Source organism: Chryseobacterium sp. S0630, assembly GCF_024158915.1.
GTDB lineage: Bacteria > Bacteroidota > Bacteroidia > Flavobacteriales > Weeksellaceae > Chryseobacterium.
The window spans coordinates 1-24,288 of the sequence record NZ_JAMZGF010000074.1; the positions used below are offsets into that span (position 1 = coordinate 1).

A 24,288-nucleotide genomic window follows, 5' to 3' on the forward strand; every position below is an offset into this window, starting at 1 on the left:
TATCTCCGATAAAATTTCGCACTACCACTGTCATTGCGAACCGAAGGTGAAGCAATCTCAATGTTCTCTCGCAGATTGGGCAAATCAAGCAGATGTTTGTGGATAGATCTGTGAAATCAGTGAAAGTTGTGGGAAAATAAAAAGTCTTAATTTATGTTTAAATTTTATTCTTTTTTACTTTGCTTTTTTGTAGTAATTACTATTACTCCGCCTTTTGCTTTTTCGCCATACTTTACTACAGCAGAAGTTCTTTTCAGAACATTCATCGTTTTTATCAGATTAGGATCCAGAGCTTTTACTTTTTCATAATCACTGATCTTTCCATCTACAATATACAGCGGATTATAAGGTCTCGCTTTGCTTGAAGGTACCCCACCAATGCGTACTGCACTTATACTTTGAACAACATTGGATGATACCTGCGTAGTCAATAATTGTGCTAAATTGGGGACAGATGTTTTACTTTTCTTCTCTTTGCAGGCTATAGCATCAGCAGGTACTACAGAAACTGATCCGAGTAATTTTCTGTCTTTATAAGTTCCAAATTCAGTAAGGGTAATTTCCTTAATGTCTTCAGTTTTTAAAGTATCACTGGCTGTCTTTTGCTGTGCATTCACACTTACAATACCTCCTGTTGTCAGCATAAAGCCTACCGCAAATTTCACAAAAAGAGCATTAATATAAGAGTAATGCAAATCTCTGTTGAGTTGTGAAGTAAGAAAACTACCGCAAATCTCATCCGATGCTTTTGCAAAAACCTCTATAATCTCATCATCCGGAGCTCTTCTGAAATCTCTCACCGTTTTGGAACAGACTGCGCAAAATCTTCCCTTCTCATCTGGTGTCATAGCGTTCCAGTTTTCATAACAGGGTTTGGGTATGGTTATTTTCATAGGGTTCTTTTATTATAAAGATGCAGTGATACAAGAAAAGGTTGGAATTACTATTAATTTTTTTTGGTTAAAATAATTATGTTGTAATTGTTTTGCCGGAAAACCATTTAATCATTGTTGAGATTCTTGCGGAATGACAAAAAGGGCGAAGAGTTCTACGCTAATTGTAAGAATTAAATATGCGCAACATTTGTCATTCAGAGCACAGGTCGAAGGTGTGCGAACAAAGTTCAGAAGTGGAGCGTGGAATCTAGAATCTTCCAGTGACGCTCACATTATTATGAAATAACAATTGAAGTTCATTTTAATAAATTGAGAGAGAGCATCAATAGCATCGGGCTTTAGCCCGATATAAAAATAAAAATACAAAAGGCTTTAGCCAAAACTTAATTTTAAATTTCACCTAAATCCAATTGCATTATACTCAAAAGAAAAACGGGCTAAAGCCCGTTCCTATTGATGTTGAGATTCTTCACTCCATTGCATTTCACTCAGAATGACAGTTTTCCTTATGAATACCAGTTAAGATTCTACCAGTATCGCACCATCTTTCAAAATCATAAACTCCTGTCCTACTTCCTCTGAAATGTTTTTCAAATCCTGATCATCAAACACCTGAGGAATATAGCATTTCTCATGCGCAAACAATCCGTAATGGATCGGCACCAGCTTTTTGGCATGCAGAAGATGGGCCGCCGCAAAGGCTTCTTTCAGATTGAGGGAAGCTGGAACGGGACTGTATTCTAATCCAATGATTTCAAAGTTGACCACTACTCCATTTACCGGTAAGAAGGCATAATCTATATTTGGATTTTCTTTTCCAAGCTTCCAGAATTGGTTGTGCCAGATGGTATCTCCTCCATGAAATATCTTGGTAGTTCCATCATCTACAATCCATGAAGACTGTATTTCTCCCACTCCATCCATCGCAAATACCGGTTTAAAGGTTATATTGTTTTCTGTAAAGGTTTCATTAAGATTCAGGACGATCATTTCTACATTATTTATCAGTTTTCTCACCGCAGCTTCTAGTCCTGCGTAGACAATCAGTTTTCCGTCTTTCTTTAAACATTTTCGGATGACTCCTTTATCAAAATGATCGAGATGCATATGAGTAAACAGAATATAATCTGCCTGTACACGATCTGAAAATTCTATCAGATTCTCTACTGCATCACCCAAAACAGGTTTGTAATAAGAGAAATCTTCTACAGCGTCTATTAAGATGGTTTTGTTGTGAGAATTGATGCGAATGCCTGCCCAGTTTAATTTTTGTATTTCCATATTCTTTTTTAACAAAGGAAGAGACTTACGGAAGGCGAGACAATAAACAAAAGATAATAAATGAGGATGTTTTGAGATTGGGAGCTGGGGGATGGAAGTTATTGAGGTGATAGAACAACTATTCCTCTTTTTTATTTGCAATAATTTTCCCAATTAATTATTAAAACCTACAGAAAATCTGAAGACTGAGAGCAACTTCCAGCTCCCCTCATCCAGCTTCTAGCTTACAAAATTCTCTTCCTGATCCTGCTCAAGGAAATAGGCGTAATGCCAATATAGGAAGCAAGGTATTTCAGAGGAATATTCTGAATGTAATGAGGTTTGTTCTTCAGGAGATATTCATAGAGATCCTGTGGAGTATTTTTCAGCAGGAGCATTTCTCTTTTCATTGCAGCATTGAGCTTTCTGCTCAGATAGTAGTTCTGTACGAAACGACAGTGTGGATTTACAGCAAACAGGTTTTTCACCTCATCCAGAGTGATTTCCCATGCGAGTCCTTTATTGATAGACTCGTAAACAGTGTCTGAGCTTTTTCCTTCAACAGTGAAAATATCGCCGGGAAAGTAGAATTCTGCACAGATTTCGGTATCAATATCTGAAGTGTTATTGATGTAGTATTTACGGACAAGCCCATCTTCTACAAGATAGGCTTTGTTGTCAGTAAATATGTTTTTCTTTGAAAATTCAACTTCAGCAAACTTCTCCCATACAGGATCACTATCCTCTACGTTCAGATGTGAAAACAGTTTTTTGTTGATCGTTGCCAATGCTGAATTTTATATTACAATAAGTTTTCGTCTACAAGGTTCGGAAGTGTTACTTTTAAGTTTGGTTCTACTTCCATCGCTCTTTTAATGGCGAAAATAGCGCCTTCATTTCTTGCCCAGCTTCTTCTTGAGATTCCGTTGTTTACATCCCAGAAAAGCATAGATTTCAGCCTTCTGTCGGCATCATCGCTTCCGTCAAGAAGCATTCCGAAACCTCCGTTGATTACTTCTCCCCAGCCTACTCCACCACCATTGTGAATGGAAACCCATGTAGCTCCACGGAAACTGTCTCCAATCACATTGTGAATAGCCATATCGGCTGTAAATCTTGATCCGTCATAAATATTGGAAGTCTCTCTGTAAGGAGAATCTGTTCCTGAAACATCGTGATGGTCTCTACCCAATACAACGGGTCCTATTTCCCCATTTTTAATGGCTTTGTTGAAGGCTTCAGCAATTTTCATTCTTCCTTCTGCATCTGCATAAAGGATTCTCGCCTGAGAACCAACTACCAGTTTATTTTCCTGTGCTCCTTTGATCCATTGGATATTGTCTTTCATTTGCTGCTGGATTTCTTCCGGAGAGTTTTTAACCATTTCCTCCAATACTGCACATGCAATATCATCCGTTTTCTGCAGATCTTCCGGATTTCCACTGGAACACACCCAACGGAACGGTCCGAAACCATAATCAAAACACATAGGTCCCATAATATCCTGTACATAACTCGGATATTTGAATTCTCTTCCCAATGTTGGATTTTCTGCCATTACATCAGCTCCCGCTCTGGAAGCTTCCAATAAAAAGGCATTTCCATAATCGAAGAAATACGTTCCTTTTGCGGTATGCTTATTGATGGCTGCTGCGTGTCTTCTCAACGTTTCCTGAACTTTTTCCTTGAATAACTCAGGGTTTTCAGCCATCATGGTATTAGACTCTTCAAAGCTTTGTCCTGCAGGATAGTAACCACCCGCCCAAGGATTGTGAAGTGAAGTCTGATCTGATCCGATATCAATTCTTACACCTTCCTGATCAAATTTCTCCCAAACTTCCACAATATTTCCAAGATAAGCCAAAGACACGGTTTCTTTGTTAGCCTGTGCTTCTCTTACTCTTTTTACCAATGCATCAAGATCTTCATGAATTTCATTCACCCATTTCTGATCGTGACGGATTTTTGTGATCTTCGGATTCACTTCTGCACATACGGTAACGCAACCAGCAATGTTACCTGCTTTTGGCTGAGCTCCACTCATTCCTCCTAATCCTGAAGTAACGAAAAGTCCTCCTTTCGGTTCTTTTTTGATTTTTCTGAAAGCATTTAACACAGTAATCGTTGTTCCATGAACAATCCCCTGAGGGCCAATATACATATAACTTCCTGCCGTCATTTGCCCATACTGAGTAACACCTAATGCATTGAATTTCTCCCAATCATCCGGTTTTGAATAATTTGGAATCATCATCCCATTTGTTACAACCACTCTTGGTGCATCTTTATGAGACGGGAACAATCCCATCGGATGCCCTGAATACATCACCAATGTCTGATCATTATTCATTTCTGACAGATACTTCATCGTCAACAGATACTGTGCCCAGTTGGAGAATACGGCTCCGTTTCCACCATAAGTAATCAATTCATGAGGGTGCTGCGCCACCGCATAATCCAGGTTATTCTGAATCATCAGCATAATGGCTTTTGCCTGCTCAGATTTTCCGGGATAGTCTGTGATAGGTCTCGCCTTCATTTCATAATCCGGACGGAAACGATACATGTAAATTCTTCCGTAATCTTCCAGTTCCTGCTTAAATTCAGGAATCAGTTCTGCATGGAACTGAGGGTCAAAATAACGTAAGGCATTCTTTAATGCCAGTTTTTTCTCTTCTTCCCCTAAAATTTCTTTACGCTTCGGAGCATGGTTGATATTGATCTCGTATGGTTTTGGTTGCGGCAGTTGATTAGGAATCCCCTGCTGTATCTGTTCTTGGAATGTCATATTGCTATTTAAAGGTCTATGTTTTAAACAATGTTTGAAGTTTTAAAGATATTCAAAATAGGAAATATAGGCAAGGGAAGAATGGTTTAAAGTTTAAGGTTTAAGGTTTAAGGTTTAAGGTTTAAGGTTTAAGGTTTAAGGTTTAAGGTTTAAGGTTTAAGGTTTAAGCAAAGTTATAAAAGTTGTAAACCAGCCACCATTTGATATTAAATACTATATTTGAATGAATGCACCTCAATTCCCCTCCCTCGGAGGGGTGGATTTTAAAGTTAATAACTTTGAAAGACGGGGTGGTTAAAAACACAGTCATGAAAGAAATCCTCGCCATCATCAACGGAATTCCGATCCGCAGGAATTTTGTTGAGAACCTACCCTATAATCCCTATTTAAAAGTATTATTAAAAGAAAAGCGTAAAGCCCGGATTTTGGGTGAAGTGATATTCTGGAAGAAAGTCCGTGCAAAGAAATTCTATACCCTTGATTTTGACAGACAAAGGATTATCGGAAATTATATTGTTGATTTCTATGTGAAAACTCTTGGACTTATTATAGAAATAGATGGTTCGAGCCATGACGAAAAACAGATTTATGATGGGATAAGAGAGGAATATCTTGAATCTTTGGGGTTGCTGGTTTTTAGAATCAGTGATTTTGATGTGAGGAATAATTTGAGTTGGGTGATGAAGGAATTGGAGGATTTTATTGTGCTGCACTATGGAACCACCCCGTCTTCAAAAATTCTTTGATTTTTGAATCCACCCCTCCAAGGGAGGGGAATTGCCCTTACCCATATTAGTTGTTATTTAACATAAAAAAACCTTACTGAAATTCAATAAGGCTGGTTTTTGTATCGTTAAAGTTTAGGTTAAAACATCATCGTTTTCTTCTTCATGGTCATCTTCATTATCGCTGAGACTCCAGTAGTTATTTTCTTCATCTTCCTCTCCTATTTCTTCCATTTCATCATCGTCCTCAGCGCCTGGAATATCTAAGCCTTTATCAATTTTATCATCGTCAAAATCTTCATCCAGAATAGGATTTCCGTCTCCATCAAGCGAAATATGTCTTTCTCTCTTAAATATGTCTTCGTTGGGGTTATAATCCATCTGTTCTAACCTCTTGTTTTGCTCATTAATATTTTTCTCTGGTGCCATAGTATTTAAGATTTTAGGTTTATGTAATCAGAACAAAAATAATTCCAAGTTATGATGATTGATGAGAATAAACGTCAGGATTTGCACAATTGGGCATTTTCTCATTTTTTGAAAAAGCGATAATATTTCCTGCGGCCAGTCGGGCCATTCCATTTCGGGCTTCTACAGTCGCAGAACCTATATGTGGCAGAATACAGACACTTGAAAGTCCCAGAATAGGATCATCTGCAGACATCGGTTCCGGATTGGTAACATCCAGACCTGCTCCCCAGATTTTCTTGTCAACGAGTGCCTGATACAGATCTTTTTGGTTGTGAAAACCTCCTCTTGCTGTATTAATGAAAATAGCATTCGGTTTCATCTGCTCAAATATGGACTCATTGAATAACTCTTTCTGCTCCGGAGTGAAATTAGCATGTACACTCAATACATCTGATCTCTGAATCAGTTCTTCGAAAGAAACATAAGTTGCTCCCAACTCGTTTTCTGCTTCTTCATTTTGACGACGGTTGTGGTAAATGATATTCATTCCAAAAGCCTTTTTTGATTTTTCAGCCATTTCATAACCGATACGACCTAATCCGAAAATCCCCAGTGTTTTTCCGTACAGCTCCTGTCCCAAAGCATGTAAAGGATCAAATGCTCCCCAATTGTCATCTTTTACTTTCTGAAAATTATAGCTCGCTCTTCTGGCAACAGACTGCATCAATAAAAAAGCAACATCCGAAGTAGCCCTGCTCAAAACATCCGGAGTATTCCCTACCGGAATATTTCTTTGAGTAGCTTCTTTAATGTCAACATGATCAAACCCTACAGAGTATAAAGCAATGGCTTTGACATTCGGGCAGGTATCAAAAAAATTCTTATCATATTTGAAATCTCCGCCTACATTCAGGATGGCATCTGTATGTTTACAGTAATGAATCCATTCTTCATAAGAAAGGTTTTCCTTTTCCGGAAATATAAGTTCCAGCCCTGCTTCTTCCAGCATTTCAATTCCTGTTTCGGGAATTCTTTTATTGATAAAAACTTTCATTGTACTGTTGTTTAATGATTTTAAATAAAAAAACCTCACTCGCAAAAAGTAAGGTTATTGAACTTTAATATTAAAAAAATTATTTCTTTTCATCTGAATGTTTGATTCAAGATCTATTTATTTTCTGTGATGGTGATTGTATACTGAGGGTTTTAATTCCATCAATTTTCATTCCGAAACGGAGTTAAAAGATTTTAAATTTTGATTAAATCCAAATGAATTTTATTTTAAAAAAACGGACAAAAGTCAGTTTCTATTGATAAGATTGCTTCTCACAAAGAACTGGTGTTTGAGACCAGCTCGTCTACCAATTCCGTTCTATTGATTTGTATTCCCGAGCATCGGAACAAATTTATAGGCTCCAAATTCTTCCTTTTCAAATTCTGTAGGACCTACTTTTGTAAATCGGTATAAAACCTGCTCATTTGTTGGTCCCAATGGAATCACCATTATTCCTCCGACGTTCAGTTGTTTTAAAAGTTCTGTAGGGAGTGTGGAAGCCCCACAGGTTACGATAATTTTATCGAAAGGAGCAAAAGTAGGAAGTCCTGCAAAACCATCTCCAAAGCTTTGAAATTTGGGAAACAGATGAAGTTCTCTGAGTTTCTTTTTAGAAAAATCAAACAGATCTTTCTGCCTTTCTACCGTATATACATGAGCTTTCATCGCCATTAACACTGCAGTCTGGTATCCACATCCTGTTCCAATTTCCAACACTTTTTCACCTGGCTTTACCTTCAGTAGTTCAGACTGTTCCGCTACCGTGGAAGGATGTGAAATGGTCTGATGGGCCAGAATAGGAAATGCTCTGTCTTCATAGGCAAAATCTTCAAAAATACTTTCGATAAAAAGGTGTCTTGGAACTTCACTCATTGCCGAAAGTACATTTTCGTCTGAAATACCAATTCTGTTTCGAAGGTAATCTACTAAAATCTTTCTTTTTCCTTTATGTACAAACGAATCCTGCATTTGACAAAAGTAAGAAATTAGAAATTAGATTTCCGAAATTGGAGCAAAGAATTATCCACAAAAAAGAAGCAATCAAAAAATGATTGCTTTGTCTTTATTTCTTAATTCCACTTTATCGGATAAGGTCCGTAAAAATCGCTGAAGGTATTATCAGCACATTTTTTTCTCACAAAAAAGTTATAATTCACTGTTTTACTTAATCCTACATAAATAGCTTTTTGACCTGCAAACACCAAATCTCCACTTGCAGGAGGAACAGTACTTGTTGTCAAAACCGTTTCATATGCAGAGACACCATCATTTTCCCAGGACACTGTAGCATCAAAAACAGAAGAATTCGCAGAAGAGGTTGTTTTTGAATAGGTTGCATACTCCGGTTTTACGCAGGTTGTTGTATTAGTAGCCAAAACAGTAATAGGTCCCGCCCAATGGCTCCGTCCATTAGCTATTCCACAATTTTTTCTCACATAAAGGTCGTATTTATGATCTTTATAGAGAGGAAGGTTATAAAAATACTTGTTGGTGACCACTGTAGTTCCTTTTCCCAAAGAAAAACCCGGCTCCCCATACTGTACTTCAAAATATCCTTCGCCCTGACTTATAAAGCTCCAGGAAAGCTTGTTATTTCCTTTTTCAAATATCAGATTTGTTGGAGTTCCACATTGAGCCTGCGGGTCATATGGACTATCTCCAATACATCCTGCAGTACATAATCCCAGGATGAGTAAAATCGAAATTATTCTTTTCATAGTTATTTTTCAGACCGTGAATTTACTGTAATTTCTTTAATGAATACGTGTGTTCCACCTTGAATATCTCCAAGTGAAAAAGTCATGTATTTTATAAATGTACATTCACTATATTTACAAAAATTTAATACAGCTATGTTAAAAGCAGGTTTGGTAGGTGCCGGACACTTGGGAAAAATACATTTAAAACTTCTTAATCAGTCAGATAGATATGAATTTGTAGGTTTCCATGATAAAGATATTGAAAACGGAAAGAAATTAGAAGCCGAATTCGGATATAAATATTTTGAAAATTTTGATGAATTGCTTGAACAGATTGACATGCTTGACATTGTCACTCCTACAGTTTATCATTATGATTATGCTTTAAAAGCTATTGAAAAAGGTCTTCATTTCTTTATTGAAAAACCGGTAACCCAGACTCTTGAACAGGCAGAAGAAATTCTTCGTTTGTGCCAGGAAAAAGGAATTAAAGCACAGGTAGGACACGTTGAGCGATACAACCCTGCATTTATTGCTACTAAGGAATACATCAGCACTCCGATGTTTATTGAAATCCACAGACTGGCAGAATTTAACCCACGTGGTACAGATGTTTCTGTTGTATTGGATCTTATGATTCACGATCTTGATATTTTATTAAGCATTGCGAAATCTAAAGTGAAAAACATCCACGCAAGCGGTGTTTGTGTAGTAAGCAAAACTCCGGATATTGCCAACGCAAGAATTGAGTTTGAAAACGGATGTGTGGCCAACCTTACCACTTCCAGAATTTCTATGAAGGCGATGAGAAAAAGCAGATTCTTCCAGAAAGATGCTTACATTTCCGTTGATTTCCTTGAGAAAAAGGCTGAAGTGATCAGAATGAAGGATGCTCCTGAAAACCCTACTCCATTTGATATGATTATTGAAAATGCAGAGGGAGAAAAGAACCAGATTCTGTTTGAATATCCGAATATCCAGCCTAACAATGCTATTTTGGATGAATTAAACTCTTTCGCCGATGCGATTACGGGCGACAAAAATGTAGAAGTTTCTCTTGAAGACGGAACTGAAGCATTAAAGGTGGCTTTAGAGATTATGAAACTGATTAGTTAAAAAAATACGCTGTTTTCATGAACAGCAGTAGATATAGTGCTATCTTATAATCAGAATAATGGGTTATGAGATAGCATTTTTAGTTTCTGATGTATATAATTTAAACGCAAAGCTTTCATTTTCAACTATGCATGATATTGAGTGAGCAAAGGTTGAATCGATTAAAAATCGATTTGATAAAGCGATATTTTTTATTCTGTTAATTTCTGCCTGAATCCTTTACAACTTAAAATGAAATAAAAACTTTCCATTAATAATTACTTATTTATCAATAAAAAATCCATTTCAAAACAAAAAAACAATATATTTGAAGAATAATTCAATAAAGTATTGAAAAATTTTGTATTACATATATGGATATCCGACACACTGAATGATCTGAATACAGAATCATCTTATCCTGTCATCATTCATTATAATTTCTAATATTTCCCTATTATTTAAATCATTAAAACTACTATGAAAAGAGCCATTCTATTATCCGCACTTTTATTGTCTCAATTTGGGACATCACAATTACTGAAGACTTCAGGACAGAAAATCGTTAATGATAAAGGTGAAAATATTCAATTGAAAGGCCTTGGTCTTGGTGGTTGGATGCTTCAGGAAGGATATATGCTGAAAACTGCCGATTTTGCAGGTCCTCAGTATAAGATTAAGGAGAAAATTGCAGAATTAATTGGTGAAGACGGAATGAATGAATTCTACAAAGCTTACCTGAAAAACGGAATCACAAAACAGGATATTGACTTTCTAGCCAAAGCAGGATTCAATTCGATAAGACTTCCGATGCATTACAATCTTTATACACTACCTATTGAAAAGGAGCCTGCAAAAGGAAAAGATACGTGGCTGGAGGAAGGTTTTAAAATGACTGATGATCTTCTTCAATGGTGTACAGCTAATAAAATATACCTGATTCTGGATCTTCATGCTGCTCCGGGAGGTCAGGGAAATGATACCAACATCTCTGACAATGATAAGTCTAAACCTTCACTTTGGGCTAATGAAGAAAATCAGAGAAAAACAATTGCACTTTGGAAAAAACTGGCCGAGAGGTATAAAGATAATCCATGGATTGGAGGATATGATCTGATTAACGAACCCAACATCAACTTCACTGGGAAAAACCCGAATGGCACAGATGAAATGTCTAATGCTCCGCTTTGGAAGCTTCAAAAGGACATCACTGCAGCCATTAGAGAAGTTGATAAAAAACATATTATTTTTATTGAAGGAAACGGCTGGGGAAATAATTATAATGGACTTCCAGCTATCTGGGATAATAATATGGCTTTCAGCTTTCATAAATACTGGAATTACAATGATGATCAAACCCTTCAATTTGCTCTTGATCTCAGAGAAAAACATAATATGCCGATCTGGCTTGGGGAAACGGGTGAGAACTCCAACGTATGGTTTACTGAGTTGATTCAGCTTTTGGGCAAGCATAATATAGGTTATGCCTTCTGGCCAATGAAAAAGATTGATAATATTGCAGGAATTACCAATGTAAAAATTACACCTGAGTATGAAAAGCTATTGGACTACTGGAAAAACGGAGGTGAAAAACCATCTAAAGAGTACGCCAAAAAAGCTTTACTACAGATTGCCGATAATTATAAACTGAACAATACGGAAATTAAAAGAGACGTGATTGATGCGATGTTCAGACAGATTACAGATGCTTCTACAAAACCATTCAGAAATCATCAGGCTCCGGGAAGAATATTCGCTTCAGAATATGATTTGGGAAGAATGGGTGCTGCCTATCTGGATAAGGACTTCATCAATCTTTGGGTAAGTGATCCGGCTAAAAGATCGGAATGGAACTCCGGACAGCAGATGAGAAATGACGGTGTAGATATCTATAAATGTAATGATAAGGTTACCAATCAGTATTATGTAGGAAAAACAGAAACCGGAGAATGGCTTCAGTACACGGTTCAGTCCAAAGGAGATAAAAATTATACATTTGACATCAGATATTCTGCTGCCAACGATTCTAAAATAAGAATTGAAACAGCTTCCGGAAAAGTTTTAGCTACAGTATCATTGGCATCTACGGGTGGAAATGAAAACTGGAAAACGGTTTCAGCAAAAAACATCAGCCTTCAGAAAGGAGAAAATAAAATCAGAATTGTCTTTGAAAATGATGGTATCAATCTGAATTATTTTGAATTAAAATAGTAATAATTGTCTTAAATTGCAGCTCTCTTCCGGTCTTCAGAAGAGGGCTTTTTTAATGATAATATTATGAAAAAAACAGCATTCTTTTTTCTTCTGATTTCAGCATTTACCTTTGCTCAGACTTCTTTATTAGAACAGAAAATAAGTTCAATTCTTAAGAACAAAAAAGCTACGGTGGGCGTTTCTGTCTTAGGTTTTGAAAATGGTTTTACATATAATAAAAATGCAGATAAAAAACTGCCAATGCAAAGTGTATTCAAGTTTCACATTGCTGCAGCTATTCTGAACCATGTAGATCAGGGAAAACTTTCTTTGGATCAGAAAATAAAATTGGATCAATCAAACTTACTCGAGAATACATGGTCGCCGCTTCGTGATAAGTATCCTGGAGGAAATGTTGAAATTCCGTTAAGTGAAGTGATTGAATACACCGTTGCCAAAAGTGATAACAACGGTTGTGATATTCTTCTAAAGCTATTGGGAGGAACTCAGACTGTTCAAAAATTCATGGATTCCAAAGGGGTAAAAGGTTTTCAGATCAAATATAATGAAGAGGACATGCATAAAGACTGGAATGTTCAATATGAAAATTACAGCACTACAAAATCAGCAGTTGATGTCCTTAAAAAATTCTATGATGGGAAATTACTTTCCAAAAAATCTACAGACTATCTGATGAAAGTACTATGGTCTACTTCCACAGGATTGAATAAAATGGTGGAACAACTTCCCAAAAACACTCCTGTGGCAAGAAAAACGGGAGCTTCAGGGAAGAATAAAGCAGGTTTAACAGGTGCAGAAAATGAAATAGGAATCATTACTTTACCTAATGGCAAGCACTATGCATTAGCTGTATTTGTCAGTAATTCAACGGAAACGGATGCTGTCAACTGCAGGATGATTTCAGATATTTCCAGAGAGGTTTGGGAACATTTTAATAAGTAAAATTTTAAGCTTATTTTTAAAGCGATTTAACATGAAAAAAATAATAATAACAACGGCTCTATTGGCTTTCACATTCTTTTATGCACAGAAGAATCAGAATTATTTAGAGATCAGCTACGGAAGTGTATGCTGTGGTCCTGCATCTGATAAACCTGTGATGAGTTTTCTGAAAGAATTTAAAAACAAAAGCCAGATAAAAAGCCTGGAAGTTCTGATCCAAAAAGGGATGGGAAGAGAAGGCGAATATACATTATACGTGGGCACAGATTTTCTTACCAAGAATCAGAAAAAACGATTGATAAGAGGATTAACGGCTACTGTTTCCAACCAGAACAATAATAAGAAAAGTCAAAGTACAGGAAATGTTTCCTTTGACTCTACAGCTGTTGTCACACAATCGGATCTTACAGACGCAAAAAATTTAACTATCTATAAAAAATAAAGGAAAAATGATCAAAAACATTGTAGTTATCGGAGCGGGAACCATGGGGAATGGTATTGCACATACTTTCGCACAAAGCGGTTTTAAAGTAAATCTTGTAGATGTATCCCAGGAAGCTTTGGACAGAGGTTTAAAAACCATTACTACCAATCTTGACAGAATCATTGCAAAAGGAAACCTTACAGAGGAGCAAAAAGCTGAAACTTTAGGTAACATCACTACTTTTACAGCATTGAATGATGCAGCAGGTGCAGCAGACCTTATTGTAGAGGCAGCTACAGAAAACCTTGATCTTAAATTAAAGATCTTCGGTCAGATGGATGAACTGGCTCCAGCCAACTGTATCCTTGCAACCAATACTTCTTCTATTTCTATTACAAAAATCGCTGCAGCTACCAAAAGAGCTGATAAAGTAATCGGTATGCACTTTATGAACCCGGTTCCAATCATGAAACTGGTAGAAATCATCAAAGGATATTCTACTTCCAAAGAAACTTTTGATTCAATTTATGAAATGAGTAAAACTTTGGGTAAAGTTCCTGTAGAGGTGAATGACTATCCAGGTTTTGTAGCGAACAGAATTCTAATGCCAATGATTAATGAGTCTATCGAGACCCTTTATAACGGTGTGGCAGGTGTAGAAGAAATTGATACGGTAATGAAATTGGGAATGGCTCATCCTATGGGTCCACTTCAGCTGGCAGACTTTATTGGTCTTGATGTATGCCTTGCCATTCTGAACGTAATGTATGATGGTTTCAAAAATCCTCAGTACGCTCCAAACCCATTGCTTGTGAATATGGTGACAGCCGGAAAACTGGGTGTAAAATCAGGAGAAGGGTTCTACGATTATTCTGAAAGCAAAAAAGCTGAAAAAGTTTCAAAAATGTTTTTGAAGTAATCTTAAATCAATAATTTTATTTATCTTTGAGAAAGTTAAAACATTAAAAAAATGAAATTACCAAAGTTTTTATTAGCAGATAATTCGGAGTTTCCAGAGGATCTATTCGTAGTTCATACAGAATATCCAAGATTTATCCTAAACGTTGAGGAAGAAGAAGTTGAGTGGTTAGATGATCTTGAAGGTGATGATGAAGAAACGATGGCAGACGAGGCTACTAAAGTAGTAGAAGCAGCGTTCAAATGGTGCGACGAAGAGTTGGCTAAGTACGACGAAGAAGAGGAAGATTAATAACACTCTAAACATAAAAAAGGAACTCAATTGAGTTCCTTTTGTTTTTTTATTCTGATTTTGTGAATTTCAATAGTAAAAGATTGTCTTTGTACAATTCTAAAGTATTTCCGGAAACCACATATTTGTTAGCTTTTCCCATCATATCCATAAAGTTCTGCTCTACTCCGATGTTGCTACACATCATTTTCGTAGATCCCATCTGTCCAGCTGTAAAACTACCTGTAGACGGATCTATTGTAGCTGTTCCGAAATAGTTATTACATCCTGCATTTCCAGTGATCTTTTCTCCTTCAATATTCAATGTTGGAATTTTCCCTTTTACCGTTTCAGCCAAAGTCCATTTTGTGCTGGCAAGAGCAGGCTGAGCTTTTCCTACTTTAGATGCAGACGGGCTTGTCATGGATCCACATGAAGCCAATACTGCCGCTGTACATATACTTAAAAAAAGATTTTTCATTTTTTTCTTTTTGAATTAACCCAAATTTACGGAAATTATATTATTTAAACGGGTTGGCGTGAATTTTATTATTCTTTAACACTTGATATTTTGAATATTTTTCCGTGCAAAAGATCTTATTATACGGTCATAAGTTGGAAAACACAAAAGCGCAAATTTCTTAATATACAGTAGGTTTAAGACGCAAAGATTTTATCTCCGATAAAATTTTTCGGTGTCTTTGTCATTCCGAGCAAAGCAAGGAATCTATACTATAATTGGTTTATAAAATATATTGAAACTCCTATGGAGTGACAAGGACTGTGGATAGATTGTTTTTATACAAGATTTCCATTTTAAACACTAATGACACTAATATTTTCACTAATGTCACTAATGCGATTCAATAGGAACGGGCTTTAGCCCGTTTTTCTATCAACAAAAATCCATTTGGCTTTAGCCGAAACATATTAATATATTTTTATTAAACTTTTAAAAACAAAAAAACGGACTTAAAAAAGTCCGTTTCTATTTATTAATGAAATATATTATCAAATATTAAGATCTCAACTCAGCGTTGAATTCTTTCTGGAAAGCTTTGATTAAAGAATCCATTACTTCTGTAATCTCTTTTTCTTCCAGTGTTTTTTCTTCGTTTAACAGCTCAAAGCTCATGGCATAAGACTTCTTACCTTCAGGAAGATTTTTACCTTCATATACATCGAATAGGTTAATATTCTTAATGAATGGAGATTTGTTTTTCTTAGCCGTCTGATATAAATCCTGGTAGTTTACCGTTTTATCAATCAATAAAGCTAAGTCTCTTCTGATTTTGTTGAACTTCGGAATATCTTTGAATTTCAATTCATTTTTAGAACGTAATTCCTGAGCGTATTCCAGTTCAATTTCAGCGTAGAAGCATTCCTGATCAATGTCAAAGTCTTTCAATAAAGCAGGTGCTACTTTTCCGATTCTTACCAAAGTTTTACCTTCTGCCTCGTATGCCAATGCATCAGAGAATCTATCATCAGAAAGAGCTACTTCTTTGTAATCTACAGCAAGTCTTTCCAATAAAACTTTTACGTAAGCTTTAAGATTATAGAAACTTACCGCAGATTTTGGCTGAAGCCAGTTTTCTGCAACATCTCTTCCTGAAACCAGTAATGCCAATTGTTTTCTTTCTTCGTATTTATCTTTCTTATGATAAATTTTTCCTAATTCGAAGAATTTGATATCCTGATTCTTTCTGTTGATATTATATACTGTATTCTGAAGAAGTCCTTCTAATAAAGACTTTCTCATGAATGCCAAATCACCGCTTAAAGGATTCAATAGCTTTACAGCATCTGTTTCGTCTTTTACAGAAGTCAATGAGTTGTTCATTACTTCATTGAAACCAAGACCTTGTAAAGTTCTAGCCCAGCTATTTTCCAGTTCGTCCTGATCGTTTGCACTTAGTTTAACAGGAGTAAACGAAATCTTCTGTGGAGCGTCAATTTTATTATATCCGTAGATTCTTAAAATCTCTTCAATCACATCAATTTCTCTCGTTACATCTGCTCTGTATGCAGGAACTGAGATTTCGAAACCGTTAGGAATTTCATTTAAAACCTGAATTTCCAACGCTTTTAAGATCTCTTTTACTTTTTCTCTGTGAATTTTTGTTCCTAAAATCTGTTCAATTTTAGAGAATCTCAGGATCACATAGTTGTCTTCTATTTTCTTAGGATATTCTTCCAGTAACTCTCCTACTAATTTTCCTTCAGCAATTTCCTGAATCATTTTAATAGCGTGAGTGATGGCTGTTCTTGTAAGATTCGGGTCTACTCCTCTTTCAAATCTGAAAGAAGCATCTGTATTCAAGCTGTGTGCTTTAGCTCCTTTTCTTACGGCAATCGGGTTGAAGTAAGCACTTTCAAGGAATATTGTTTTTGTAGTTTCAGATACTCCTGAGTTCTCACCACCGAATACTCCGGCAATACACATTGGTTTATCTTTACCGTCTTTGATCATGATTTCAGAACCATTCAATGTTCTTTCAACACCATCTAAAGTAGTAAATTTTGTTCCCGGTTTTACCACTCCTACTTTCACTTTCTTATCTGCAATTTTATCTGCATCAAAAGCGTGAAGCGGCTGTCCGTACCCGTGAAGAATATAGTTGGTAATATCTACAACGTTGTTAATCGGGCTTAATCCGATCGCTTTCAGTCTGTCTTTCAACCAGGATGGCGATTCTGCAACTTTTACATCTTCAATAACTGCTCCGATATATCTTGGACACAATTCTGCATCTTCAATTTCCAGTTTGAAATCATGAGTTCCTTCGTTATTCAAAACTTCAGAAGCTACTTTATTAAATTGCGACTTCAATTGGTTCGTAGAAAGATAAGCATGTAAATCTCTTGCAACACCATAGTGAGACATGGCATCTGTTCTGTTCGGTGTTAATCCGATTTCAAATACCTCATCATTGGTAAGCTCAAAATAGTCTGCAAAGTTTTTCCCTACTTCATATTTGGTTTCATCCAACACCATGATTCCTCCATGATCTTCGCTAAGACCTAGTTCGTCTTCTGCACAGATCATTCCCTGAGAAACCTCTCCTCTGATTTTTGCTTCTTTAATTTCAAAAAAGTTTCCTGTTTTATCGTAGATTTTTGTTCCGACAACGGCCACAGGAACAGTTTGTCCAGCTTCAACATTCGGAGCTCCACAAACAATGTTCAACACTTTTCCGTTTCCTACATCTACTGTTGTCTTCTTCAGTTTGTCAGCATTAGGATGTTTTTCGCAAGTAAGTACTTTACCTACAACAATTCCTTCCAGGCTGCCTCTTACACTTTCAAATTTATCTATCCCTTCAACCTCAAGACCAATATCTGTAAGGAATTCACCGATTCTTTCAGTTTTTGATTCCGTTTTTACAAAGTCCTTCAGCCAGTTGTTTGATATTTTCATTTGTTAATCTATCTACTTATTTAATTCGTCAGATGTACCCTAAGGTTTTATCTGCTCTATTTTGAAACTTTTATTTGAAATCCCACACCTTTTCCGGTATGATTTTTCGAGCTACAAATGTCGTGTTTTTTTGAGAAATAGAGAAATTTACAAGCGATTTTAAGATAATAAATTTTCGTTAATCCTTCTGCTACTGATTCGGGAAACTATTGGTCCAACGGTCTCACCAGCTTCTTCAGGCTATCAGAAAATAATACCAACCCTCCGGCCATCATGATAATATCCTTCAATACAAGACGTCCTGCTCCCGACAGATAGGGAAAACCATACTGAGGAGTTGCATAATCTCCACCCAGATTGGGGACATATACTTCGGGAGTGGTAATCAGAAATGACAGCGTGACAAGGGACATTAAAAACGTTAAAGCACCACCCACGGCTCCTATTTTAGGAAACCAGATTCCTAAGAGAACCAAGAATCCGATCACAACGATCATTGTTCCAAGACCATAGGAAAAGGCATATGTTCTGTTTTCCTTATGCCAGTTGATATTTTTCTGAACTACTTTTCCTTCCGGATTTTTATACAAAGTATATTCTTTAACGAGCTTTTTATCATCATTAAGAACTTTATGGTCTGCATTTTTGTAGAAGAAGCTCATCAAAGGGCTGTTGGCTACGAAAGGTACAATTCCATCCGCTTCATAATGAAAGGCTTTCAAGCCTCCAATCCAGGCCATAACGATGAAAATTGAAATTCTGAGAAAATTGAAAAAGTAAGTATCCCATTGTAATAATTGGTGATAAAGTCTGCTATTTTTCATGTGATTTATTTTTTATCAAAGGTATTCACATGCCTAAAGTAGCAACATAGACATTTCAGGACATTACATGGACATTTTTGCCACTACGGAGATCCCCACTTTTTCTCTGTAATTTTTAGGGGAACATCCTACTGATTTTTTGAAATACCTGCTGAAATAAAATTCGTCTTCAAATCCCAGCTCAGAAGCAATTTCCTTCACAGATCTGTAGGTTAAATGCAGCAGTTTTTTAGATTCCAGAATAATTCTCTCGTTGATAAGCTGAGTAGGTGTTTTTGCAAATTCTTTCTTTACTGCTTTGCTTAATGTATTATTGGTGATATTCAGTTTATCACTGTAAAATGACAGTTCTTTTTCCGCTTTAAAATGGGATTCCAATAGTTTTTGAAATTCTACTGCATTTTTATTGGGAAGCTTTTCATGAGAAACCACATTGTTTTCAATATTGCTTTTCTGTTTGCTTCCAATGGCAAGAATAAGCTGAATATAGGTTTTGATAATGGATTCCGAAAACGGATGTTTCTCAGATTCTTCTTTTTTAATATGGTTATAAAGCTCAAGAATATAATGATAACTCTCTTCCGACAGTTCAACGCCCGGATTCAGATAAATATTATTGAAGAGAAGTCCATTACAAGCCACTTCCTCTTTATGATACTCTATACAATAATAATCGCCATGAAAGAAAAGTACATGAATATCTCCCTCCGATTCCGAAACCATTTTCATCTTCTGGTAAGGAGAAAGAAACAGAATATTATATCCGCTGTAAGAATAATTAATATCATCCACAGAGAAAACACCTGAACCTTTCCATAGAATCACACTGTAATTTTCAGTGGTGAACTCTGTGGGAAAATCTGACGTTTGGTAAGACTGTATTTTTATTTCCATGATGAGTTAATTTAAACACTAATGACGCTAATGATTCACAATCGTATCAACATTTCTTTCTTATATACTTTTACCTTGAAGCAAAAGTATACAAAAGTTCAAGACTGGAATCATCCGCTAAAAATTTGAATGTACTCCTAAAATTTCCAAACCCGCATGGATTATCTGATCCTGCTTCGGTTCTAAATTTCGTCCATGCTCAGACAATGGAAATTTTTTAACGGATTACATTAAAATTTTCTTCACGCTCCTAATTCCTAAGTCGATTGGACCCTATTTACAACTACGAGTCAGATATCAAGATTACAAAAAAGCCGGAAAATTCCGGCTTTTTATATTTGTATATATTAAATATTACAATCCGATAACCGGCATTGATAACATTAAGATATTTTCGTTTTCTTCAAGACCATCAAGAGGTTCAATGATTCCTGGTCTGTTAGGCTGAGACATTTTCATGGTGATATCGTCAGATCCTAAAATTGTCAGCATTTCAGTTAAGAATTTTGAGCTGAATCCGATATTGATATCTTCTCCGTTATAGTCGCAAGGAATCTGCATGTCTGCTTTGTTAGCATATTCAGTATCTTCTGCATGAAGGTGAAGAATATTTCCGGAAAGCTTGAATCTTACCTGGTTGGTAGATTTATTAGACATGATAGATGCTCTTTTGATTGCTCCTAACAAAAGGTTTCTGTTGATTGTCAATACATTTGGATTTTCCTTTGGAATTACCGCTGTATAGTTCGGATATTTTCCGTCAATCAGTCTACAGATCCAGATGTGCTTACCAAAAGTAAATTTAGCCATATTCTCATTGAAGTCAATCGTAACGTCTTCATTGGAACTTGCCAGGATATTTTTAAAAATGTTCAGAGGTTTCTTAGGCATGATAAACTCCATCGGTTCAGCATTCATCAGGTCTGCTCTTTTGTACACCACCAATCTGTGGGAGTCTGTAGAAACGAAATTGGTTTCGTTTTCTCCAAACTGGAAAAGAACTCCTGTCATTACCGGACGAAGGGAGTCGTTACTTGTAGCGAATAGTGTGTTTGTCAAAGCTTCAGACAAAACTCCTGCCGGCATCGTTACACTTTGGGAAGCGTCGAATTCCGGTAATTCAGGATAGTCATCAGCATTGTCTAATGCTACTGCGAAATTATCTTTTTCATCTAAAATCTCAAGCTGGCTTCCAGTACCTTCGGCATTGTCTTTTACAACAAATGTCAGAGGCTGTTCACCATATGTCTTGATAAAATCCTGAAAAATTTTAGCAGGAACAGCAAATTTACCTGTATCATCAGACTTTACTTCCAGAGAAGTAACAAGAGTTGTCTCGCCGTCAGATGCTGTAATGGTAACATTATTTCCGTCTAATTCAAAAAGATAGTTTTCTAAAATCGGTCTCGATTGAGAGCTTGATATTACGCCACTTACAGTTTGCAACGCCTTCTGCAGTTCACCACTTGAAATAATAAATTTCATAGATTTATAAAATAAGTTTCTACAAATATAATAAATACATCCAACAAAGAAAAGAATAATATGGAGGAGTTTTTAACAAAGATCCTTAATTTGTTTTGAGCCTTGATATTATGCTTAGATTTCAGCGGATATTCATTTTTTTATCAAATACAAAACCTATATTTGTGAAAAAAGTTTGAAAATCATGCAAAAACCTCCTATTCATAAAAGTTTTCTTCATGCTTTCAGAGGTATTTTTATGATGGTAAAAACGGAAAGAAATTTCCAGATTGAGCTCATCGCATTTTTTGTCAATCTCTTTCTTATTTTTTATTTCAAACTGAACAGCACAGACACCGCTTTGGTTATTATCGCCTCATTTGCTGTTTTAAGTGCTGAAATTTTCAATACTGCTATTGAAAAGATCTGTGATATCATTCAACCTGATTTTGACAAAAGAATCGGCTTTATTAAAGATATTGCTGCGGGAGCTGTAATGCTGACAGCCATTGCAGCGGTGATTGTTGGGATTCTGGTGTATGGGAAATATATTTTCATCTGAGATGGAAGAGAGAAGCTGGGAGATGGAAGTTTAAACCACCCCGTCAAAAATTCTTTGAATTTTTGACACCCCTCCAGAGGAGGGGAATATCACTTCTTCAGTTCAAAAGTTTGTGAAAGCTAAAATATTTTATTTTTTCATCTTTTATTTCACAGCGATGAAGATATCAACTTCTGCACCTGATGGATTCTGCGCTTTTTCTCCATACACTTCAAAATCGGCAGAAAATACTCTTCCTAAATCCATATCCCATATTTTCAACCATTCATTGATTACTAAGCCTTTTGAAAGATCTCCTTTTGTGGTAAATTTCAGATAATCTCCGCCATCAAAAGAATACCCTACCATTCCTTCAGGAATATTGTCAAGATTTTCCACTTGACATCCGAGAACTGTTGTATAAGGCTTTGTGTGGTCTTTTTCGTAATCTGTGTAGATGGAATAGATGGTATTGTCAATCTTATTCGGAATCGAATTGAGAATATCTTCACTGATCATTTTTTCCCATAATACCGGAATATCTTTTCCTGCCTGTCCATTTTCATTGGTTGTTCTTACTGAAATACCGATTACCTTAAAAGGTTCTATTTTTACGTTCTTCATATATTAATTCTTTGTTATAGAGCAAAGATAAGGACAGGTTATGACAAGGGTCTGTCAGGAGCTTTTTAAAATTGATTGATTAGGATATTGTTTTTAAGTTTTGGCTAAAGCCATTTTGAAGGTTGATGTTTTAGATAAACGGGCTCCCTTCGACTAGGCTCAGGATTATATCCCGTTCCTATTGAATATTCATTGGTGTATTAGGAAATCATTATTTGTGTTTAAAATGTAATTGTCTACATTAATACCTGTTATCAAAGCTATTTGCAGTGTCTTTGTCCATTCCGCCAGGAATCTAAATTAATAATCTGCTCCATTTGCGAAATCTGCGAGAGAACATTCAAGTTTAGATTCCTTGCTTTGCTCGGAATGACAAATATACCGTTGGAATTTTATAGGAGATAGTGATATGCTTCGCTTTGCTCGCAATGGCTATTTCCCGACATAGATAAACCCTTTTTTTCCGGATTTAAAAACGGTTTCGATTCTTTTGTAATCATCTACTTCGTATTCGTCTGCCTGAAGAATTTCTTCTTCTGTCACCTCAAAAAGTACTCCTTCTACCTGATCATCATCATTTCCTGAAAATTCAAGTACGGGATGGTATTTCTGACCGCTTTTTCGAAGGACTTCAGGATCTGTAATTTCAAGCATATTTAATTTATATCCTGATAAAATATCTTTTTCACCTTGCAAAAGTCTTCCGAAGGTTTCCATTTGAACCTGCTCTTTTTGCAGCGTTCCGTAAGAAAATAAATTGACCATTATAAATATTTTTCAATGATTGGGATTGCGATTTCAGCCATCATTCCATAGCCTTTTTCATTGGGATGTACACCGTCTGCAGAAAGCAGGATTTCTTTATCCGGCAGGAAAGCGGAATAAAAATCAATATAGGTCAGCGAATCTTCAGTGGCAATATCTTTCAAAATCTGATTGTAAACAACCACATCCTCGTTAATCCTCATTTTCCCGGAACTTACCACTACTCCATCTATTTTTTGAGAGAAAGGAAGAATGCTTACAAGATAAATTGTATCGGAAAACTGTCTGGCATGTGTGACAGCTTCTTTAATATTATTTTTAAATTTTTCAGGATCTACGATCTGTACTCCATCTTTGACTGCAAGATCATTGGCTCCGTAACTTAGAAAAACAATATTTCCATCAGCGGAATTTCTTGCATTTAATTCGTGTGGTATTCTTTTCAGTAATCCCTCTGTGGTTTCTCCTCCTATTCCAAGATTGAAGAGAATCAGTTCATCTCCATTTCCTTCATGAAATTTCTGCAGGGCATATCTTTTCAGAATATCTACCCAACCGCCAAAAACTCCGTCATATTCTCCATAGGTAATGCTGTCACCGAAGAACAGCCCGTAAATAATTTTCTTCATTCAACTTTATTGTTTCCTGTTTTGTTGAAGTAAAAATAGTAAGAAAAACTATTAGTATCTTTCAATTCGCATAGTTTTTAAAGCAAAAGACGCTAAGGGTTTATATTAATTTTATGTTTTTGTTCGCAAAGGCGTTTCACTCAGCAATAGACGAACTGATGCTCTAGCTGAAAGAAATGATTTAAACCATTAAGATTTTTGAAGAGGTGAAGAATTATTAAGGCAACAGCTAAAGCTATTATGAAGCAGAATGCTTTATTCATCAGCAATGAACCTTAACTTTCCTTATAATCTTTATTCTTCTTAATGGTTAAATAATGTATTTTGTTTTTTGACGCAAAGATTTCACTTAGCAATAGACGAACTGATGCTCTAGCTGAAAGAAATGATTTAAACCATTAAGATTTTTGAAGAGGTGAAGAATTATT

General features: G+C 36.0%; 24 protein-coding genes. 8 read left to right on the plus strand and 16 right to left on the minus strand.

Going from position 1 to position 24,288, the window contains the following annotated elements; translation table 11 throughout:
• Window positions 1-164: 164 nt before the first annotated feature.
• The 4 genes from NK356_RS21680 to NK356_RS21695 all read right to left on the minus strand — a co-directional run bounded on the left by NK356_RS21680 (window position 165) and on the right by NK356_RS21695 (window position 4,944).
• A complete protein-coding gene (locus tag NK356_RS21680) occupies window positions 165-893 on the minus strand; it encodes a TonB-dependent receptor plug domain-containing protein (RefSeq protein ID WP_253318040.1) in 729 nt (242 codons plus the stop codon).
• Window positions 894-1,415: 522 nt separating this feature from the next.
• Window positions 1,416-2,177 (minus strand): MBL fold metallo-hydrolase, encoded by a 762-nt coding sequence (locus NK356_RS21685; protein WP_253318041.1) that lies wholly within the window; start codon window positions 2,175-2,177, stop codon window positions 1,416-1,418.
• Between the two features lie 224 nt (window positions 2,178-2,401).
• On the minus strand, window positions 2,402-2,944 hold the full coding sequence (locus NK356_RS21690) for a Crp/Fnr family transcriptional regulator (RefSeq protein ID WP_034699745.1): 543 nt from the start codon (window positions 2,942-2,944) through the stop codon (window positions 2,402-2,404).
• A 14-nt stretch (window positions 2,945-2,958) separates the two neighbouring features.
• Window positions 2,959-4,944, minus strand: coding sequence for a urocanate hydratase (locus tag NK356_RS21695; RefSeq protein ID WP_253318042.1), 1,986 nt, complete (start codon window positions 4,942-4,944; stop codon window positions 2,959-2,961).
• A gap of 308 nt (window positions 4,945-5,252) precedes the next feature.
• Between NK356_RS21695 and NK356_RS21700 the strand changes: the two genes are divergently transcribed.
• Complete coding sequence (locus tag NK356_RS21700; RefSeq protein ID WP_253318043.1) at window positions 5,253-5,690, plus strand: endonuclease domain-containing protein; 438 nt, start codon at window positions 5,253-5,255, stop codon at window positions 5,688-5,690.
• Window positions 5,691-5,804: 114 nt separating this feature from the next.
• On the opposite strand, the gene NK356_RS21705 is transcribed toward NK356_RS21700, so the two are convergent.
• From NK356_RS21705 to NK356_RS21720, 4 genes are all read right to left on the minus strand, one after another.
• Window positions 5,805-6,098, minus strand: coding sequence for a hypothetical protein (locus NK356_RS21705; RefSeq protein ID WP_034699741.1), 294 nt, complete (start codon window positions 6,096-6,098; stop codon window positions 5,805-5,807).
• A gap of 49 nt (window positions 6,099-6,147) precedes the next feature.
• Window positions 6,148-7,134: a D-glycerate dehydrogenase gene (locus NK356_RS21710; protein WP_253318044.1), complete on the minus strand. Its 987-nt coding sequence runs from the start codon at window positions 7,132-7,134 to the stop codon at window positions 6,148-6,150.
• 318 nt (window positions 7,135-7,452) lie between these two features.
• Window positions 7,453-8,103, minus strand: coding sequence for a protein-L-isoaspartate(D-aspartate) O-methyltransferase (locus NK356_RS21715; protein WP_253318045.1), 651 nt, complete (start codon window positions 8,101-8,103; stop codon window positions 7,453-7,455).
• Between the two features lie 101 nt (window positions 8,104-8,204).
• A complete protein-coding gene (locus tag NK356_RS21720) occupies window positions 8,205-8,852 on the minus strand; it encodes a hypothetical protein (RefSeq protein WP_253318046.1) in 648 nt (215 codons plus the stop codon).
• A 135-nt stretch (window positions 8,853-8,987) separates the two neighbouring features.
• Between NK356_RS21720 and NK356_RS21725 the strand changes: the two genes are divergently transcribed.
• The 6 genes from NK356_RS21725 (at window position 8,988) to NK356_RS21750 (ending at window position 14,719) form a co-directional block, all read left to right on the plus strand.
• Window positions 8,988-9,950: a Gfo/Idh/MocA family protein gene (locus tag NK356_RS21725; RefSeq protein ID WP_034699728.1), complete on the plus strand. Its 963-nt coding sequence runs from the start codon at window positions 8,988-8,990 to the stop codon at window positions 9,948-9,950.
• A gap of 459 nt (window positions 9,951-10,409) precedes the next feature.
• Window positions 10,410-12,140 (plus strand): cellulase family glycosylhydrolase, encoded by a 1,731-nt coding sequence (locus tag NK356_RS21730; RefSeq protein WP_253318047.1) that lies wholly within the window; start codon window positions 10,410-10,412, stop codon window positions 12,138-12,140.
• 66 nt (window positions 12,141-12,206) lie between these two features.
• The gene (bla-A, locus tag NK356_RS21735) at window positions 12,207-13,085 is read left to right on the plus strand and encodes a CGA/CIA family class A beta-lactamase (protein ID WP_253318048.1); all 879 of its coding nucleotides are present in this window, start codon (window positions 12,207-12,209) and stop codon (window positions 13,083-13,085) included.
• A gap of 31 nt (window positions 13,086-13,116) precedes the next feature.
• On the plus strand, window positions 13,117-13,527 hold the full coding sequence (locus NK356_RS21740; protein WP_034699720.1) for a hypothetical protein: 411 nt from the start codon (window positions 13,117-13,119) through the stop codon (window positions 13,525-13,527).
• A 10-nt stretch (window positions 13,528-13,537) separates the two neighbouring features.
• Window positions 13,538-14,428 carry a 3-hydroxybutyryl-CoA dehydrogenase gene (locus NK356_RS21745; RefSeq protein ID WP_253318054.1) on the plus strand — a complete coding sequence of 297 codons (891 nt, stop codon included), beginning with the start codon at window positions 13,538-13,540 and terminating at the stop codon, window positions 14,426-14,428.
• Window positions 14,429-14,479: 51 nt separating this feature from the next.
• Window positions 14,480-14,719 carry a hypothetical protein gene (locus NK356_RS21750; protein ID WP_002977986.1) on the plus strand — a complete coding sequence of 80 codons (240 nt, stop codon included), beginning with the start codon at window positions 14,480-14,482 and terminating at the stop codon, window positions 14,717-14,719.
• Window positions 14,720-14,768: 49 nt separating this feature from the next.
• On the opposite strand, the gene NK356_RS21755 is transcribed toward NK356_RS21750, so the two are convergent.
• The 5 genes from NK356_RS21755 to dnaN form a co-directional block, all read right to left on the minus strand.
• A complete protein-coding gene (locus NK356_RS21755; RefSeq protein ID WP_034699714.1) occupies window positions 14,769-15,179 on the minus strand; it encodes an META domain-containing protein in 411 nt (136 codons plus the stop codon).
• A 537-nt stretch (window positions 15,180-15,716) separates the two neighbouring features.
• Window positions 15,717-18,119: a phenylalanine--tRNA ligase subunit beta gene (gene pheT, locus NK356_RS21760; RefSeq protein WP_253318049.1), complete on the minus strand. Its 2,403-nt coding sequence runs from the start codon at window positions 18,117-18,119 to the stop codon at window positions 15,717-15,719.
• Between the two features lie 206 nt (window positions 18,120-18,325).
• The gene (locus NK356_RS21765; RefSeq protein ID WP_253318050.1) at window positions 18,326-18,943 is read right to left on the minus strand and encodes a DUF417 family protein; all 618 of its coding nucleotides are present in this window, start codon (window positions 18,941-18,943) and stop codon (window positions 18,326-18,328) included.
• A gap of 63 nt (window positions 18,944-19,006) precedes the next feature.
• Complete coding sequence (locus NK356_RS21770; RefSeq protein ID WP_034699707.1) at window positions 19,007-19,837, minus strand: AraC family transcriptional regulator; 831 nt, start codon at window positions 19,835-19,837, stop codon at window positions 19,007-19,009.
• Window positions 19,838-20,191: 354 nt separating this feature from the next.
• Entirely contained in the window at window positions 20,192-21,322 is a 1,131-nt protein-coding gene (gene dnaN, locus NK356_RS21775; RefSeq protein WP_034699704.1) for a DNA polymerase III subunit beta, read from the minus strand.
• A gap of 184 nt (window positions 21,323-21,506) precedes the next feature.
• Between dnaN and NK356_RS21780 the strand changes: the two genes are divergently transcribed.
• The gene (locus tag NK356_RS21780; protein WP_253318051.1) at window positions 21,507-21,863 is read left to right on the plus strand and encodes a diacylglycerol kinase family protein; all 357 of its coding nucleotides are present in this window, start codon (window positions 21,507-21,509) and stop codon (window positions 21,861-21,863) included.
• 144 nt (window positions 21,864-22,007) lie between these two features.
• Here the strand turns inward: NK356_RS21780 and NK356_RS21785 are convergent, their stop codons facing one another.
• From NK356_RS21785 to NK356_RS21795, 3 genes are all read right to left on the minus strand, one after another.
• Entirely contained in the window at window positions 22,008-22,466 is a 459-nt protein-coding gene (locus NK356_RS21785) for a GyrI-like domain-containing protein (RefSeq protein WP_253318052.1), read from the minus strand.
• Between the two features lie 432 nt (window positions 22,467-22,898).
• Entirely contained in the window at window positions 22,899-23,231 is a 333-nt protein-coding gene (locus NK356_RS21790) for a gamma-glutamylcyclotransferase family protein (RefSeq protein ID WP_034699695.1), read from the minus strand.
• Window positions 23,231-23,860: a GDSL-type esterase/lipase family protein gene (locus NK356_RS21795; protein WP_253318053.1), complete on the minus strand. Its 630-nt coding sequence runs from the start codon at window positions 23,858-23,860 to the stop codon at window positions 23,231-23,233. The genes NK356_RS21790 and NK356_RS21795 overlap by 1 nt, the downstream gene beginning before the upstream one ends.
• Window positions 23,861-24,288: the final 428 nt, after the last annotated feature.

Excerpts from the sequence above, each read along its gene's own strand:
- NK356_RS21680 (WP_253318040.1), bottom strand. The coding sequence starts at position 893 with ATGAAAATAACCATACCCAAACCCTGTTATGAAAACTGGAACGCTATG.
- NK356_RS21685 (WP_253318041.1), bottom strand. The coding sequence starts at position 2,177 with ATGGAAATACAAAAATTAAACTGGGCAGGCATTCGCATCAATTCTCAC.
- NK356_RS21695 (WP_253318042.1), bottom strand. The coding sequence starts at position 4,944 with ATGACATTCCAAGAACAGATACAGCAGGGGATTCCTAATCAACTGCCG.
- NK356_RS21700 (WP_253318043.1), top strand. The coding sequence starts at position 5,253 with ATGAAAGAAATCCTCGCCATCATCAACGGAATTCCGATCCGCAGGAAT.
- NK356_RS21705 (WP_034699741.1), bottom strand. The coding sequence starts at position 6,098 with ATGGCACCAGAGAAAAATATTAATGAGCAAAACAAGAGGTTAGAACAG.
- NK356_RS21710 (WP_253318044.1), bottom strand. The coding sequence starts at position 7,134 with ATGAAAGTTTTTATCAATAAAAGAATTCCCGAAACAGGAATTGAAATG.
- NK356_RS21715 (WP_253318045.1), bottom strand. The coding sequence starts at position 8,103 with ATGCAGGATTCGTTTGTACATAAAGGAAAAAGAAAGATTTTAGTAGAT.
- NK356_RS21720 (WP_253318046.1), bottom strand. The coding sequence starts at position 8,852 with ATGAAAAGAATAATTTCGATTTTACTCATCCTGGGATTATGTACTGCA.
- NK356_RS21725 (WP_034699728.1), top strand. The coding sequence starts at position 8,988 with ATGTTAAAAGCAGGTTTGGTAGGTGCCGGACACTTGGGAAAAATACAT.
- NK356_RS21730 (WP_253318047.1), top strand. The coding sequence starts at position 10,410 with ATGAAAAGAGCCATTCTATTATCCGCACTTTTATTGTCTCAATTTGGG.
- bla-A (WP_253318048.1), top strand. The coding sequence starts at position 12,207 with ATGAAAAAAACAGCATTCTTTTTTCTTCTGATTTCAGCATTTACCTTT.
- NK356_RS21740 (WP_034699720.1), top strand. The coding sequence starts at position 13,117 with ATGAAAAAAATAATAATAACAACGGCTCTATTGGCTTTCACATTCTTT.
- NK356_RS21750 (WP_002977986.1), top strand. The coding sequence starts at position 14,480 with ATGAAATTACCAAAGTTTTTATTAGCAGATAATTCGGAGTTTCCAGAG.
- NK356_RS21755 (WP_034699714.1), bottom strand. The coding sequence starts at position 15,179 with ATGAAAAATCTTTTTTTAAGTATATGTACAGCGGCAGTATTGGCTTCA.
- pheT (WP_253318049.1), bottom strand. The coding sequence starts at position 18,119 with ATGAAAATATCAAACAACTGGCTGAAGGACTTTGTAAAAACGGAATCA.
- NK356_RS21765 (WP_253318050.1), bottom strand. The coding sequence starts at position 18,943 with ATGAAAAATAGCAGACTTTATCACCAATTATTACAATGGGATACTTAC.
- NK356_RS21770 (WP_034699707.1), bottom strand. The coding sequence starts at position 19,837 with ATGGAAATAAAAATACAGTCTTACCAAACGTCAGATTTTCCCACAGAG.
- dnaN (WP_034699704.1), bottom strand. The coding sequence starts at position 21,322 with ATGAAATTTATTATTTCAAGTGGTGAACTGCAGAAGGCGTTGCAAACT.
- NK356_RS21780 (WP_253318051.1), top strand. The coding sequence starts at position 21,507 with ATGCAAAAACCTCCTATTCATAAAAGTTTTCTTCATGCTTTCAGAGGT.
- NK356_RS21785 (WP_253318052.1), bottom strand. The coding sequence starts at position 22,466 with ATGAAGAACGTAAAAATAGAACCTTTTAAGGTAATCGGTATTTCAGTA.
- NK356_RS21790 (WP_034699695.1), bottom strand. The coding sequence starts at position 23,231 with ATGGTCAATTTATTTTCTTACGGAACGCTGCAAAAAGAGCAGGTTCAA.
- NK356_RS21795 (WP_253318053.1), bottom strand. The coding sequence starts at position 23,860 with ATGAAGAAAATTATTTACGGGCTGTTCTTCGGTGACAGCATTACCTAT.